Origin of the sequence: Pseudomonas frederiksbergensis, assembly GCF_000802155.2 — a bacterium.
In the GTDB taxonomy this organism is placed as follows: domain Bacteria; phylum Pseudomonadota; class Gammaproteobacteria; order Pseudomonadales; family Pseudomonadaceae; genus Aquipseudomonas; species Aquipseudomonas frederiksbergensis_A.
Genome location: NZ_JQGJ02000004.1, coordinates 159,964 through 174,813, shown reverse-complemented (window position 1 = coordinate 174,813; position 14,850 = coordinate 159,964). Strand labels below are relative to the sequence as shown.

The following is a 14,850-nucleotide window of genomic DNA, read 5'->3' as shown; positions in this document are numbered from 1 at the left end:
GCTTAGGTGTTGATCAAATCAATAGCCTTTAGCGTGAAACAAAGAACATCTTGGCAAAGGAACCTGTATGTCACTCATGCGCATGAATCATGTAAAAAATGAACTAAAAAGCTTGAGCAATGTGATAGCCTCATTAATAAAAAACCATGAAAGAGACCTCATGGAGTACAACACTCAGGCTAGCGAGAGCGAAAGCAAATTCACTGAAAGAGAAAGCATGGCGCACAGCCAGCAAGACTGGGATGCCTTGCATGAAATAAATATAGAAAGACTCAGCAGCACTCAACCCCTGAAAACTATCGAGTCGCTTGCAAAGCTTCAGAATGAACTCATTCTCGTCAAACACGTGGCGTTAATTGAGAGCATGATCGTCAAAACCTTCTGGTGCCTGACCTATGTGCTATCTCACCAAGAATATCAAAAACAATATTTCTTAGATCAGACAAATTTTTCAGATGGCTTTGAAGCAGCCAGCAAAATACAAGAACTCACGAACAATAATGTAAAACCAAAATCCTTGAAGTTTTGGGACATCTTCGAAACACTGAAGACGATAAGAAACACGATCGCACATGGAGATCCGCTTTTCGTAATCAGCTACAGAAGGGCAAATAAATTCAACAAGCAAATAGATCTTATCCATTTATCTTCAGAAAAAAATGAGTGCCCTCACACCAAAAGTCTCTATCCGAGCCGCCCCCACCCTTCGTATGAACCAACATCCAAATGGTTCTGCAGCTTAAAAAGCGATTTAGGGGGGATTGAGCAACTCAACAAAAAGTGCCTCGACTTCGTTGAAGAGGTTCGAAGCCAGTACTTGAAATTTGGAGAGCTCAGAGGAATATCCAAAGACATGCTTTACGCATGCCGATTTTAATTCGCCATAGGCTCAAGCTGCTGGGGCACTCGTGATACGCTCTGATGCTCTATGTCAGAGCTTTCCGCCGCTTCAAGCAAGCGTGAAAAGCTTTTCTCGCTTCGCTTTGGCCAGGAGCATCTATGTCGCTCAAAACAGGCTTTGCCACTGCCCTAAAAGCCATGCGCGTCAGCCGCGGGCTGACTCAGAAGCACATGGCCGACACCACCAGTCGGACTTATATGTCGAAACTGGAGCATGGGCGATCGAGCCCTATCATCGACAAGCTGACGGCCATCAATGGGGCGCTGGGGCTCAGTCCATTAACGCTGTTCACACTCACGTTGAGCGTGGAAAGCGGCCATACCGTGAAGACCCTATTGCATCACCTCGAAGCCGACATTGCAGACCTTGAGGCAATGGGTGCGCTCAAGAGTCTTGGCCTCAGCTCGGTCTCAGATATCCGCCCAACCCGGGCCATCCTATCCCGCCTAAAAAGGACTAGTGCCCCATACTCGCAAGCGGAGCTGTGCTTCGCTGAGCAAGAGAAAGCGTGACCTAAGGATCAAATCCCTAGACCCATCGAAAAAGCGCATCTCTGAGCTCAGGCAACGACACTTGATCCTCCAGAAGCCACGTTTAGCTCTTGGCACTTCGGGCCTTCACGAGCATGGCTTCGAGCTCCGCAATCAGCTCATCGACATCGACCTCCACGAACTCCCCCGGGTTGAGCAACTGCTCCACAATCGCGGGGTTGCAACACTCCGCGATTTCAGCATGCCCTGGTAGCCACATTCCGCCGGCGCCAATGATCACACCCTGACGCTGCAACTCCAGAAGTGCCTCCTCGATGTCACCCACGACCAGACTCGGCGATTGTTCGGTGAGTAGCGCTCTGAGCGTTGCGTCCAACACGCCATGCCCAATGAGGTCGATGATCAATGATTTGATGTCAGGCGACGTACTCATGGTTGTTCACGCTGCGATGCCGAGGTCGTACCCCATCATGAAGAGCGCCATTTCGAGTCGACGCAGCGCGTTTGCACCACCGCCGAGGAAAGGGCTGGTCGCTGCGGATTGATGGGCCAATGCCTGGCTCAAGATCCAGCTTGCGCGCATGTTCCAGATCGCGTGATGGTGCCCGCGTCGCAAGCCCGGGAATTTGAATGCGTCGCCCTTGCTTGGATTACGACGTTTAGGGACTGCGGCGCTCTCGCCCTCCTTCGCGGGAGCCCACGGGAAACGCAGGCCATCAGGAAGAGCATGGATACCCTTTTCCTCACAGAAGATGACAACAAGCATGCCCAGGGCAGCGGCGACGCGGCTGTCGTAGATGATGAAGTCCTGGCAGATCAGCGAATACACCTTGGTCATGCCCGCGTTGAAACGAAGATTATTCTGGAATTGAGGGCTGTCGAGATTACCAATACGCAGCACCTGTGCGACCTGTGCAATCGTCTTGGCCAAGCCTTTCTGATTGGCCTCAAGCCACTGATTGTTGTGCGCCGACACGCCACCCCAGAACATCGTAGCTTTCGTTCCTCGCAGCATGGTGGCATCGCAGTTCGCCAAGCTGAGATCAGTGCTCAGCGCATTCAATGCATTCGTGTTGCTAGTCGCGCAAGTGCCAGCGCTCACCTTCAAATGCGGTACCCCGGAGTGCTGCCATTCGTACTGTTGGTAAGCATCGTACAGGTCAGTGAACTGCCAGCGTTTTGCCGTTTTCCGGTTGACGTACTCATGCTTGAGCTGCTGATTCGAACCAAGGTGCAGGGCGAGCCACTCGATGAAGGCTTTAACTTCTGCGCGTTGTTTGTATGGGGGATAGATGCGACGGGTCACTTTGGTTTTCATAACCACTCCAGGGTATTGTCCAGAATTCGTTGCTGGCAAAGCGATACTGCAGCACCATAAGGACACTTTTTGTCCCTGAGTACCTGGTGTGAGCGAAATAAAGCCAAAAGATTTGCGCCGCAGAACGCTGACAAAAATTTTGCGCCGTGCAAGAACTCCGCTCACGACCGAGGAACTGCATGCCTTGCAAACGGAATGGGCCGAGCAAATCCCTCACATCAAAACCACCTTGCGTGATCTGCGAGCCCTGGCCGAAGATGAGCAGGTCGTCGGTGAGAAACCCAAAGGTAAAAAGTCCTTTCAATGGAGGTTGCACAGGAATGTGAGCCTCGACCTGGTACTGACGCCGACCGAATCGATGACCCTCCTCGCGATGCTGCAGCATTCTGAGCGCTTCGGCTTCAAGCTTGTGGCCAAGCAGCTGGTCAAGCTGCGTGACTATGCTTTGGGCGTGATCACTCGGAACTCGAAGCAAGACCTGATTGCGCAAGGCCGCATCACGTCCGGCACGCGATTCATGACCCTCCTCCCTGGCATCTACGACCCGGCCCACCTGGATATCATTCAAGCCGCTTTATTGGCTGGCCATAGCCTCACCATGGTGTACAAGCCGCGGGATGCCGAGGACGCGGAATGCACCTATCTGCTGAAGCCCCTGGCGCTCTCATTCCAGGATTCCAATATCTATCTTTCTGCTTACGTCGAGTCAGAACAATGGCCAAGCGGCGAACCACCTGAGGGAACTTCGCGTGGCAAGTACAGCAGCAATGGCCCTGGAATGACCTGTGTCCTGATGCTGCATCGCGTGGTCAGCGTAAGCACTAGCTTCTTGGACATTCCCGACCCTAAAAATTACCGGTTCGATTCATTCGCTATCCAGAAAGATCTCATGACCATCCACGGCCAGGATGAGATCGATCTCGTGCTGGGGTTGGGGCCGAATCTCTTGAACCGGCTCACAGAAAATCGCCTGAACGAAACACAGAAGATCGAACCTACCGAAGCGGGAGCGATCTTGAAGTGCTCCGTCCAAGACACGCAGGGGCTGCGTCTGTTCCTGATGAGTAACGCTGATGAGATCGAGGTGCTGCAGCCTACCTATCTGCGCGAACACATGCGCAAAACACTGATGAAGGCACTCCACATGTATGTCGAGGAGAATGAGACTGCATAGCGTCATCCCCGATACCCGATGAGTGCAGGTCTAAATCCCCAAACCGCTTTCCAGCACAAGCATCTGGATGCACACGGGTCAAGCGCTCTACAGAGCTGCTCGTGTAGCATTGGATGGCACAACCAAAAATCAAAATTCCAAGAGGCTAATGTGAAAATCTATACAGCCAGGACGCTCGTAGAATTCGTAGGCATCATTGACAGCTTGAAACCTGACGAACCCAACTCACTGTGGTTCCGAGGGCAATCGAGCGCCAGTCACCGGCTCATACCTGGAGCACTGCGAAATATCCATCAGTCTCACGACCACCTTGGCGAAGAGATTGACGACACGGCAGTAAGACTCAGCAGTGGTGGGGTCTACTCCGGCCCGGACTCGGAAAAAATGCTCCAGGACTTCAAGCAGCTAGGCAGGCCATTTCTGGAACAGCAACCCACGAACGAATTCGAGTGGATGTTCATCGCTCAGCATCACGGCTTGCCGACAAGGCTGCTCGACTGGTCTACCAATGCCCTAGTGGCATTGTATTTTGCAGCCCAGGGCGCTCAGGTACGCGAAGGCGATGGAGAAGCTGAATGCGAGCGATTTGAGGAAGATAACTTCAGCGAGGAAGGCTTCGCGGTGTTTGCCATTGAGCCGACGAAGATCAATGCGAAAACGGTTTTGCAGTCTAAGACGATTGATATCGCGTCACACGCAGAACGCTGGGACAAATATCTCAATCCCGTTGAAAAAGACACCACCACGCTACCGGTATGTATCACCGCTCCCCACATGACAACCCGAATACGGGCCCAGAGCGGTACGTTCACACTTCATGGTGCGCAAATCGCAGCACTTGACTACTACACCGATTTACAAGATCTCATCTCAAAAATTTTCATCCCGTACACGTCTACCAAAGCCATCCTGGCCAGCTTGGCAAAATTAGGCATCAACGAAGGCTTCATCTATCCCAGTCTTGATTCGATCGCCAAAGACATCGCGAAGTCGGCCAACCTGACGTACGCCAACGCACGAAACAAAAAGGCAGGCAAACGATCCGCTCGTTGATCCTGAGTCTGTGTTAGGTACTGCTGGTAGAATCTGGCGCAATACCTGCCTGCCCATTTTGACGATTGGCTGTGTTCCATGGCAGTCAGTGTTCCATGGCAGTCAGCCTGGCTCACCGTTCGCCCGAACGTGCAATACATCGTCCATCCTGGCGGCACTGATCATGTGGACAACGCGCTGGTCGCTGGCATCAAGCTGCAGACCAAATTCTGATTAACGCTCTCTCTGGTGTGGGTTTTGGGCAACTTTGCTGCCCTTTTTTTATGGTTGAAATTTACTGCCTACGATGGGTCAAGAAGGGTCTTGGTGGTGGTGCAATCCTGATGGTCATCAATATGACAACGAGAGGATTGTTTGGATTGGCAAACGAGGCCAACGCTCACAGATATTGAGGAAGTCCTACAACAGCTTATGCTGCACGGTCAGGTCTGCTTTAGACTCAGATGTAGTGTCGACCTTGTGAGTGCCGCCGGAGACCTCTGATACTTGACCTCTCTGATCGGGACTCCCGGTCTCAGATCTTCCCCCATCGTCATCGCTTTGATGATCGGACTGATCGTGACAAATTCCTTCAGCCGGCGCAGCACTTGAATGAAGGTCATCAGGACTGTTTTTGGAAAGATCGTCTCTCTCAAGCACCAGAGATGCTTGCTCTCTCCCCTCCTCGCCATCAAGTGCCATTTCCTCTTCCGCCTCAAGTACGCCTACAGACGCGGAGACCAGTCGGGGATAGTCTTCCCTTGCCCGCAACACGATTACTTTTGAAAGCCTACTGAGGTGACACTTGAGCAAATTGGCACGGTCAATGTCCGCGTCCGAATTCGCAATCAACAGATTCGCCTGGATCTTCGGTTCATTGGCCAACTCGTCTGTAGCGGTTGGGTATGGCACAGCCAACCAACGCTCGTAGTCCAGCGCAGCCCTGGAGGCGTGGAGACTGCCTCCCTTGAGGTCAGATTGGATCATCACAACGCCCTGGGCTAGGCCAGCTTGTGTGCGATCACGCTTCACGAACTGGGTGGGGAGAGCTCCCTGCCCAAATCTGTACTCGGAAACTAAAGCGCCTCCGCTGTTCAGTATCTCCTCAGCCAGCTTTCGATGCTGCGACGGAGCAACGGTCTGCAACCCGTGAGCTAGCACCGCAACGGTGTGTCCCCCAGCCTCGATGGCCGCTCGATGAGCTATCCCGTCGCATCCCAGAGCCAGTCCACTCACTACGCTCCAACGCTGGCCACAAAAAAAATCAGTGATTCGGCGGGTGATCAGCTCTCCATGTTTCGTAGGCTGCCGGGTGCCAATGATCGCTACGGACTTTTCAGGGGTTTTGAATAGAGTGCCTTTGACGAAAAGGATAAAGGGATCGTCTTTGGTGGCGGAAAGCAAAGCTGGATAGCCTTCATCCAGAGCACTGATGATGTACGCACCTGCCTTCTCAGCCGCGTCGCGCTGCTTCTGAGCAAGCTCTTGAGCCAGCTCCCACGCACTGGGGGCAGCAACCGCCTTGGCTATCGCAGGTATTCTCAGCGATAGCTCAATGATTGGAGCAGACACCAAGCCATGAGATACAACCCGTCGAAGGGTCGCTGGGCCCACCCCGGACAGCATGGATAAGGCGAGCATTTTTTGGGTTGAAGGCGAAATCGTGATCATTGGGTATTGATGGCCTTTGTCAGTGAAAGGCACGTAACCTGCCTGGCCCCAGCTGCCATTAGATATTTCCTAGCGTAAATGAGTGAAGCCCCTGTGGTGGCGACGTCATCAATGACTACCACATGCTTATTCTCGTAGCCAGATCCTGCTATGACCTCTAGGTGATTCCTAACGTTCTGAATCCGCTGCTCCTTGGTCAGGCCCTCGCCGTGGTGCGAGAGCACCCCCTCGCGATACCGCATGAGGTCAGGAGTGAACGACACCCCTGCATTCACAAGTGGTCTCTGAGCATGGACAGTCGATAGCTGGGTCAGCATGGCCTCCAAGCGCCTGGTTCTGCCCGGCTTTGCGGGTACAACGGTCACTACGAGGGAATTACCGAAGGTGAGATGCGGGTTTCTCCGCACCAAATTCTGGAGGAAAGCGCCTATGGCCGCTACCCAATAATCAGGAACGACCAAGGCATTCTTCATGGCATGGATATCGTTGGTGACTTGGTGCCAAACCGCACGGTTTTGCGCCTGTACAGAAAAGTGCCTTCCTAAATAGTGGATGTCATGCTTCACACTCTCGTGGTCGAAAGCGCCGAACTTCTCCATACGCGCGAAGGGTTGGCGGTTCGGAATCGGGGCGCACGCCGTCTGCTGCAGGCGTTCAGCAACAGGCAGATAAGACACGTGGGAGTTTAGTGTGGAAAGCAAATCGACAGGATCATCGATGATGGCATCAGGCATTCTCTCTAGAGCCCTCCAGTCATCCCGGCGGCGAGGGGCTGGAATTCTTGGCCAAGTGGTTGTGTCAAGAACGACCTGGCAGCCTGCATCATAGGCAGCTCGTATATCTACGGGGGAATCCCCAACCATCCAAACATCCCGGGGGTCGGGAACGTTAAAATGTGCCATCGCCCCACGAATACCCGCACCACTAGGCTTGGGTTGCGCTGTGTCCTCGAACGCTATAAGGAAATCCCAGGCCAGCCCAGGATAGGCGACACCTAGAAGAGTTTCTGCGTAATGCCTAGGTGACCTTGTGAAAACACCAATCCGGGCTCCAGGGAATCTTGCTCGCAGCATTACGATGGTGAGTGCCGAGTAAACGATTCGGGCAGGATCCTGACGATAAGCGGCGCGGAGATCATCCACATACTGCTGCGACTGCCTGCCTAGAAACTGCTGACCACGAAATCTCTGCTCCAGGTCACCGGTGCGGATGAGCGTGTCATCCAGATCGAAAATCAAAAGCTGTACCGCCATGCTGTCGTCCTTGATACGTTGCGATTCCAAGACAACTAACACGGATAAAAAGCGTCAGCAACATCAATTTGCCACTAATTCGTCCAGTCAATAATTCGGGGAGCCCTCTAGAACGAAAACGCTTTGAGGGCCCCTTTTAACGCTCAGTATCTCAGACAACGCGCGCGGACAGGTTCTTGATCCGATGGTCTATGCTGGCTTCCTTGCCTCGATCACCCGAAACGTGGCAATCGGTACCGCAGGCATCGTTTTACCGCTGCGCGACCCACTGATTGTTGCGAAGCAGACAGCCAGCGTTGACCAACTGCTTGGGGGGCGTTTCATTCTTGGATTGGCGTCGGGTGTGCCTATCGAAACCGCCAGGGAAGCTCGCGACGTTGCCCGGCAACTTGGGGCGGACTATGCGATTGCGATCGGCGGTGGTTCAACCACTGGCCTGGGCAAGGCCATCGCCCTTGACTCAGGCCTGCCGATTCTCGCTTTCCCCACCACGTACGCCGGCTCCGAGATGACCCTGGTATCCGTCCAAGTTTCCTCCGTTCACCAAGCGGCTGTAGCCAAACGGAGCATTCCTCCCCTCCTAGGAAACCTCTACTGATCGTCAGCCCCTCGTTTCGGATCAAACCGCCACGGCCAATCATGGCTCAGCGCCCTATCGCAGGCTGGCCATCGACAGTAACCTCGCTTTTATATCAACACGAACGGCACAAGGCCTATCCACACGAAATTTTTTGAGGATATAATCTCGTTATTCGAAACCAGAGAATCACTCAATGATTGAACCCCGCAGCCTTACCATTCCGGAGTTGCTGATCCAGCACGTCCCGCGCGACCTGATCATGGGCGTTGAAGACGCCTGCGAGGTCGGTGCAGTGCGCGCCCATGAAGCGACAAAGGACATGGACGAGAACCATCGTAAGAATGCGTTGGGTCAGATGCGGGCGTTTTTCATGAATGAAGCGTTCGACGAGACCCTGCGCGCCGCGGATTCCGTCCACACCCCGCTCAAAGGCAACAGCGTTGTCGTGGGGCGTGCTGGAATTTTCAAATTCAGCCGGGTGAACATGTCCTCGGAGACTTGGAACAACTGCGGGCGCAGCGCGATCCGCCGTCAGCTTGCCGAGGCCAATCAGTCGATCACCCAACTGGTGCAGCCGTCGCTTTTTGCTGTGGAACCTATCACCACCGCTACGTTCTTCTTCGTAGCGTGCTTCAGCGGCTCGTTGACCAACCAACCTGAACGGCCACTGGAAATACACATTGCAGTGCCAGACACCAAAATGAAGGGCTGGCTTTTCCGTGAGCCATTGGGCCGATTCCTGGCTCGCTACGACGAGGCGCCTCAGTTGCAAGTCGACCTGGCAACGCCGAAGCTCAAGAAAGGCCTACTCGAAACAGGACAGCAAACAACATCATGAGTCGTGGAATTACAGGGTTTGAGCCGGGGCGGCTGATACAAGCGCTCTCGGCGCGCGGCCTTTCTCAAGTTGCCCTGGCCAGTATGGTCGGGGTTTCACCTGCAACCGTGAGCAAGTGGAAAAATGGCCAGCAATCCCCTGAAGCTGAGGCGTTGACGAGTCTATCCCAGGTCATCAACGTGACCCCGGAGTGGTTCACTCGCCCCTTACCAGAGAAGTGCTCACTCCCACTGTTCAGGAGCAACGCCTCGGCGCACTCCGACGCTCGAAAAATGCTCGAAGCCCGGTTGGAGTGGGCTCAAGACATCGCGCTGGCCCTCAGCGAATTCGTGGATTTTCCAGACGTGAATTTGCCTGTGCGCTCATTCACTGATCCTGAGCAGATCACGAGCGCGGATATCGAGGAAGCTGCAGATGAATGCCGCGCGCTCTGGAATCTGGGGCGACGCGCTATCCCAGATCTGGCCATGGCAGTTGAAGGCGCTGGGGTAATTCTGGTTCGTGAAGAAACAGGCATCGCGACTATCGAAGGCCTTTCTTCATGGAGCCAAGTTTTGGGTCGCCCGATGATTTTGCTGTCAGCGGACAAGCAAAATGGCTTCCGTAGCCGTTTCGACTTGGCTCATGAGTTGGGTCACCTGATCCTGCACAAAGGCATCGAGCGCTCGACCGACCCTGTTCGACACAAGATGATGGAAGACCAGGCACACCGATTTGCGGGTGCGTTCCTGCTTCCGGCTGAAACCTTTGCCGCCGATGTGCGAAGCCCGGTCACGCTGGACAGCCTCCTGTTGCTGAAACAACGATGGGGCGTATCCGTTGCCGCCATGTTCATGCGCCTTTGGGCCTTAAAGATCATCGACGACGAAACCAAGAGCTTGCTCTTCAAGCGCCGCTCTGCTCGTTGGGGCGTCAAAGCTGAACCGGGTGATGATGGCCGTGCACCGGAGCAAACTCGACTCCTCAAGCGCACCATTGAGCTATTGGCGTCATCGGGAGTTATGCCCGTCGATGCGGTATCTAGCTACATTGGCTTGTCGGCAACTGATATCGAGATGCTCACCGGCTTGCCCCTGCGCTACCTCAGCGGCAACGGTGCTGTGGTGCACCTGGCCAAGCTCAAAAGTGTTAATGCTCCCCAGGCCAAGCCTGCGAGCGAACCTGGGGTTGTAGTTCCGTTCACCCGGGGTCGCTGACCCTGGGTGGCCTAAGTGTTCAGCCTCAGATCAGAAGTGCCAATACCGACTGAAGGCCCTTTGCAGGAGAGTGCACCCGGTACTCTTCTGCCCTGTGTTCACGGGCTGGATTCATGTGATTTCCAGCAAGTTGGATGCCGGTCGCATTCAGGCTGAACGCTGTCCTCGGATCAAACTGTTTTACGACTGTTGTGGCCAATATCAAACTCTTAACACTTACGGACTGAATGACCGGGACGCGGTTAAATTTACGCAAGGAAAAAGCATGCTTTTGTACAAGTATCGATCCGCAATGGGAAGCGCTGACAACGACAACACACGCCGAATTTTTTCGTCGTCTAGTTTGTATTACGCCAAGGCCTCAACCTTCAACGACCCCTTCGACGCGCAAGTCAATGTAGAGCCTAACTCGTCCCGAGCAGAGGCCATAGACCGACACTGGTTAATATTGCGCGAGCGAGCCCGTGGCAGGGGCGGCTTTATCGACAGCGTTCAAGGTACACACTCGAATGCGACATTCAACATCGAGCGCATATACGACAAGGTATTGAACGACACCCATATTGATCACGACCGATACTACCGGGACATGATCGACTCATTCGGAATAGTGTCGTTGGCGGAAAATCCCGACAATCTTCTGCTCTGGGCTCACTACGCCACCAACCACTACGGAATGTGCTTGGGATTCGAGTGGGACGAGACAGGCTTACCACCTGCTGAAGAGGTCATCTACCAGAATCGCTATCGCACGCTCGAATACTATTCACACACTGAAGCTGAACTCGCGGCGATTTCTCTTTTGCAGAAATCAGCAGATTGGGCATATGAGCGCGAGTGGCGTTCGGTGGCTAAACCCGAAATGGAGTACAACAGCAGCTTTGCGCCTGATGAACACTACGAACGAGAACTAGAGGGGCTTAGGTCGAATCCAAGCCAGTCACCCTACTACTCCGAAGAGCAACTCAAAGAAAAATACACATTCCTGGTGGGTAATGTGACGGTTGAAGGTTCTGGGCCCAAGGTTTTCAACCAGAGTGCTCTGAAGGAAGTCGTATTTGGCATGCGCATGAGTCAATCCGACGTGATAGACCACATCAACGCAATTGAGAGCTATGGGTTCAAGCCAAAATTTTTCCAGGCTCGCAAGAATCCGAAGCGGTACCAGGTGGATATCCACGAACTCTAAGGCGTCGCCCTTCTTGGGTGTTCTGCCGATTAAGGGGTTAATCTTCGCCCACTATGAAAGACCGTAGCGCTGGGTTTTGGTCATGGACACCCAGCGCGCTGGCCAAATCCAGTGCAAACGACTCCTCAGGTTGAATGCAATTGGGAGATCGTTGGCGATGCAAACGGTTGCTCAAGTGGAATGCAATTACGCACTCCGCGGTTGATGCCAAGGAACGCAGGAAGAACACGTCATGTCAGTCGATTACCCAACCCTTGATGAAGCCCAGGAAAAGCGGATTGCTGCTGTCCATGGAGGCTTCCTGTATCAGCATCTGTTCGCGGTGGCTTGCCTACTCAAAGCCAAGGCATCAAACGTCCTGAGTATTGTGATCGAGCGAGATGAGGACGTCGAAATCGTGCTCGCCGATACCCGGATTTATGTCCAGGTTAAAACTCGCAGTGATCCCCTAATCCCGAGCGACCTCGGCACTGCTTTAGACCGGTTTAAGCTACTCCGCGAGCAGCACGAGCAAGGCCTTCGACACGGCACTCCTCTTTTCGTGGTTGCCTCTAACCAGCCCCCTGGCCCGAAACTTAGTGCCCGTATCAAGCAGGGTGAATTGGGTGATTATGTGCAGTTCATCCATCCGGGCGAGACGCTCCCTGCGGAGCTTGCGTGCCTACCGAGTTGCTGGACTGATCTGAGTAGCGCGGTGGCCGACTGTGTGAAGCTGGCAGAGACGATTCCTCATGGGGCATTGGTACCCGAATCGCTGGTATGGAAACTGGCGGGAAAGGTGCAAGCCGCCGCCACTGGCCACCAGAATCTAGGTGGTTACACCTTCCATTCAGAATCGCTATCTGCCCTGTTCGAGCAGCTACTGACGCAGCTGCAAAGATTGCCGGCGCTTCAAACCCACTATCTCCCGCAGATTGACGAGCCTGCACTCATCAACGGCGAGCGCATTCGGATCATCTGCGGCTTCTCCGGCGCAGGCAAAACATCCTGGTGCGCTCAGGCCGCAATGCATACCCCGGAACCGTGCATCTACTTCGACGCACGTGAGACCGCGGGCCCAGCGTTCGCACGATCCCTGGTGAGGGAAATCGCAGGCGGGCTGGTCGACAACCCCCATGAAATTGGTGAACTCTTCGCCCCAGGCGCATCTGGCATCGACTCGATGACAGCACTGGGTCGTCACTTGGAGATACAAGGCATAGAGCCATTAGTGATCATCGACAACGCTCACGAAATTCCTCCCGCAGATCTACAAGCCGTGTTCGGTTGTACCATGCATATGCGCTTCATCCTTCTGTGCCAACCCGTCGGGTCGATTCAGGAAGTGGAGCAAGTGTCGGGGGTGCTCCGGGAGGTGCTTCAGGGGTGGAGCTTGGACTCCGTGGCGGTGGAAGCCTCTCGCCTGGGTGCCAAGGGCAATGTTGAGACAATGGAAAGGGTGCGCGTACTGACAGGTGGCATGCCGCTGTATCTCCAAAGCGCCGCCAGACTCGCAGCCAAGGACTATGCGGGAGATCTGTCCGAGCTTTGCACCGCGCTGGAGCAACAGGCCACGCTGGAGACGACCGCACAGGAACTCATTCTTGCCAAGGTGTACCAGGGGCTCCCAGAACCGAGCCAGCACATCGTTACCCTTCTGAGCATGGTCGATGTTGCTATCACTCAAAACGAGCTGCAGAGCTTGATGGCAGCTTACGCAACAACACCTCCTGCTGCGGTTAATCAGGCTATCCGAGCACTTCGTGCGCTCGGCGTCCTGGAGGTGCAAGGCAGCCTCGAAATCAAACTCCACGATGCCATGCGATTGGTTGGAGCAAGCGGGTTGCTCGCCATGGCAGACCCACGCTTGCTGGCAACCAAGGTGGTGCTCAAAGATCTGCTTCTGACTTCCCTGAAGCAAACGCGTAGCCACCATAAGCTCAGGCTGCTCATCAAGACGTTGATCGATCTTGAAGAGAGCGAGTTTCTCATTGAGCTGGCCGGGGAAGAGCTTTTCCAGGAAACGGGGCTAGGGCCACTGCTCATCGATTATCTGGAAAAGGCGTCCAGCTCATCTGAGCTTGATGCAGAGACCAGATTTTGGGCGTTCGACTCTCTCTTCTTCATTACCAATCGAACGGAGAACCCGGAACAGAAGTCGATCTTTCTGACCTCGATGGCACAATTGGTAGCCAATCATGAGCTGTCAGATCGGGCGTTACTTTCCTACCACCAAAAAATATGGAGTGGGAGGGCTTACAAGAGAACGCCAAAGGTGTTCACGACGCTATCAAGCTCATCAAAAGATTACCCGCCCTGTCTCCAGATCGGCGTCTGACTTTGGATTACAACACCGCGGTGGCGCTATGGCGAGTCCATGAGGACAAGGCAGCCGAAGCACTAATCGAGAAAGTCATCAATGAGCATCTCAAGCTGCTTCAGATAAGTGAACAATGGATACACGGACGCTCGCTCAACTCAGTCGTCAACCACCTCAGCGAGTTATCTCCGGATATAACATTGGTGACCCACCTTGCTAATGCCTATGAGGTCAAATCAATCCTACTGAAAAGACGCAGGGTGAACCCACAACTCTATCGTCTGTATGCATGGAAATTCTTTGTGTGTACCCAGTCATTCAGTTCGGCTGTGAGAACTGGCCTGGACGCGGCCCAGGACATGATGGATCTGCGTGATTTTCATGCTGCACGGACGATGGTCGGAGGCAACATTATCCCTCTCATCAAGCAAGCACACTTACTAGGTGAGCTATCCAGTGCTCGCAGCTTCTACGCTGTGATCTTGGCCTACTGCAGAGACTTTGAAGCCGCCGATCGCGAGATGGCATCGATCGCACCGTTTCGCGCAGGGTTCACGGATGCACAACGCGATGAGTTCGACTCCCAGCTGAGATTGATCGAGGACATTCGAGCGGGTCGAGTAAGGTAGCCTGAACATTGGTGCCTTTCCGCTTGGGCGGCATAGCATCCGCTTCAGTCACCTTCCAAACCGGATGACGTGGTGAGCTGACATGCGACTACAACATCGGCGTGTAAACCAGTTTTTTACACTGTAAACCACGTAGGTTTACAGTGTAAAAAACTGGTTTACACGTTTCCTGACATGCGTGCTTGCAGATGCAAGCGTGCCGGCAAACAGGTTGCGTCGTTCATGAGCTTTAGCCTTGAGGTGCGCGCGTCTCGGGCGCTCCACGCTAAGTGGGCGTTG

Annotated in this window: 14 protein-coding genes and 1 pseudogene; 11 read left to right on the top strand and 4 right to left on the bottom strand. The window is 53.9% G+C overall.

Features of this window, described 5'->3' with window-relative positions:
• Positions 1-67: 67 nt before the first annotated feature.
• Complete coding sequence (locus JZ00_RS09440) at positions 68-877, top strand: hypothetical protein (protein ID WP_039588960.1); 810 nt, start codon at positions 68-70, stop codon at positions 875-877.
• Positions 878-999: 122 nt separating this feature from the next.
• Positions 1,000-1,413 (top strand): helix-turn-helix domain-containing protein, encoded by a 414-nt coding sequence (locus JZ00_RS09435; protein WP_039588959.1) that lies wholly within the window; start codon positions 1,000-1,002, stop codon positions 1,411-1,413.
• A gap of 82 nt (positions 1,414-1,495) precedes the next feature.
• Here the strand turns inward: JZ00_RS09435 and JZ00_RS09430 are convergent, their stop codons facing one another.
• Both JZ00_RS09430 and JZ00_RS09425 read right to left on the bottom strand, forming a co-directional pair.
• On the bottom strand, positions 1,496-1,825 hold the full coding sequence (locus JZ00_RS09430; RefSeq protein ID WP_039588958.1) for a hypothetical protein: 330 nt from the start codon (positions 1,823-1,825) through the stop codon (positions 1,496-1,498).
• Positions 1,826-1,831: 6 nt separating this feature from the next.
• Entirely contained in the window at positions 1,832-2,710 is an 879-nt protein-coding gene (locus JZ00_RS09425) for a hypothetical protein (RefSeq protein WP_152668419.1), read from the bottom strand.
• A gap of 88 nt (positions 2,711-2,798) precedes the next feature.
• Between JZ00_RS09425 and JZ00_RS09420 the strand changes: the two genes are divergently transcribed.
• The 3 genes and pseudogenes from JZ00_RS09420 to JZ00_RS30085 form a co-directional block, all read left to right on the top strand.
• Complete coding sequence (locus JZ00_RS09420) at positions 2,799-3,884, top strand: helix-turn-helix transcriptional regulator (RefSeq protein WP_235433068.1); 1,086 nt, start codon at positions 2,799-2,801, stop codon at positions 3,882-3,884.
• Positions 3,885-4,034: 150 nt separating this feature from the next.
• Complete coding sequence (locus JZ00_RS09415) at positions 4,035-4,937, top strand: FRG domain-containing protein (RefSeq protein ID WP_039588957.1); 903 nt, start codon at positions 4,035-4,037, stop codon at positions 4,935-4,937.
• A 108-nt stretch (positions 4,938-5,045) separates the two neighbouring features.
• Positions 5,046-5,150 (top strand): annotated as a pseudogene (locus JZ00_RS30085) (carbohydrate porin); the annotation flags it as partial.
• A 186-nt stretch (positions 5,151-5,336) separates the two neighbouring features.
• Here the strand turns inward: JZ00_RS30085 and JZ00_RS09410 are convergent.
• On the bottom strand, positions 5,337-6,620 hold the full coding sequence (locus JZ00_RS09410; protein WP_235433067.1) for a DNA-processing protein DprA: 1,284 nt from the start codon (positions 6,618-6,620) through the stop codon (positions 5,337-5,339).
• Positions 6,584-7,840, bottom strand: coding sequence for an HAD hydrolase-like protein (locus JZ00_RS09405; protein ID WP_039588955.1), 1,257 nt, complete (start codon positions 7,838-7,840; stop codon positions 6,584-6,586). Before JZ00_RS09405 ends, JZ00_RS09410 begins: the two co-directional genes overlap by 37 nt.
• Before the next feature lie 148 nt (positions 7,841-7,988).
• Between JZ00_RS09405 and JZ00_RS31455 the strand changes: the two genes are divergently transcribed.
• The 6 genes from JZ00_RS31455 to JZ00_RS31450 all read left to right on the top strand — a co-directional run bounded on the left by JZ00_RS31455 (position 7,989) and on the right by JZ00_RS31450 (position 14,571).
• Positions 7,989-8,438 (top strand): LLM class flavin-dependent oxidoreductase, encoded by a 450-nt coding sequence (locus JZ00_RS31455; protein WP_268794848.1) that lies wholly within the window; start codon positions 7,989-7,991, stop codon positions 8,436-8,438.
• Positions 8,439-8,679: 241 nt separating this feature from the next.
• Positions 8,680-9,258: a hypothetical protein gene (locus JZ00_RS09395; protein WP_235433066.1), complete on the top strand. Its 579-nt coding sequence runs from the start codon at positions 8,680-8,682 to the stop codon at positions 9,256-9,258.
• Positions 9,255-10,454, top strand: a complete 1,200-nt coding sequence (locus JZ00_RS09390; RefSeq protein WP_039588951.1) for an XRE family transcriptional regulator — start codon at positions 9,255-9,257, stop codon at positions 10,452-10,454. Before JZ00_RS09395 ends, JZ00_RS09390 begins: the two co-directional genes overlap by 4 nt.
• 265 nt (positions 10,455-10,719) lie before the next feature.
• The gene (locus JZ00_RS09385; protein ID WP_039588950.1) at positions 10,720-11,643 is read left to right on the top strand and encodes a DUF2971 domain-containing protein; all 924 of its coding nucleotides are present in this window, start codon (positions 10,720-10,722) and stop codon (positions 11,641-11,643) included.
• 232 nt (positions 11,644-11,875) lie between these two features.
• On the top strand, positions 11,876-13,960 hold the full coding sequence (locus tag JZ00_RS29725) for an ATP-binding protein (RefSeq protein ID WP_235433065.1): 2,085 nt from the start codon (positions 11,876-11,878) through the stop codon (positions 13,958-13,960).
• Between the two features lie 2 nt (positions 13,961-13,962).
• The gene (locus tag JZ00_RS31450) at positions 13,963-14,571 is read left to right on the top strand and encodes a hypothetical protein (protein ID WP_039588949.1); all 609 of its coding nucleotides are present in this window, start codon (positions 13,963-13,965) and stop codon (positions 14,569-14,571) included.
• Positions 14,572-14,850 lie beyond the last annotated feature (279 nt).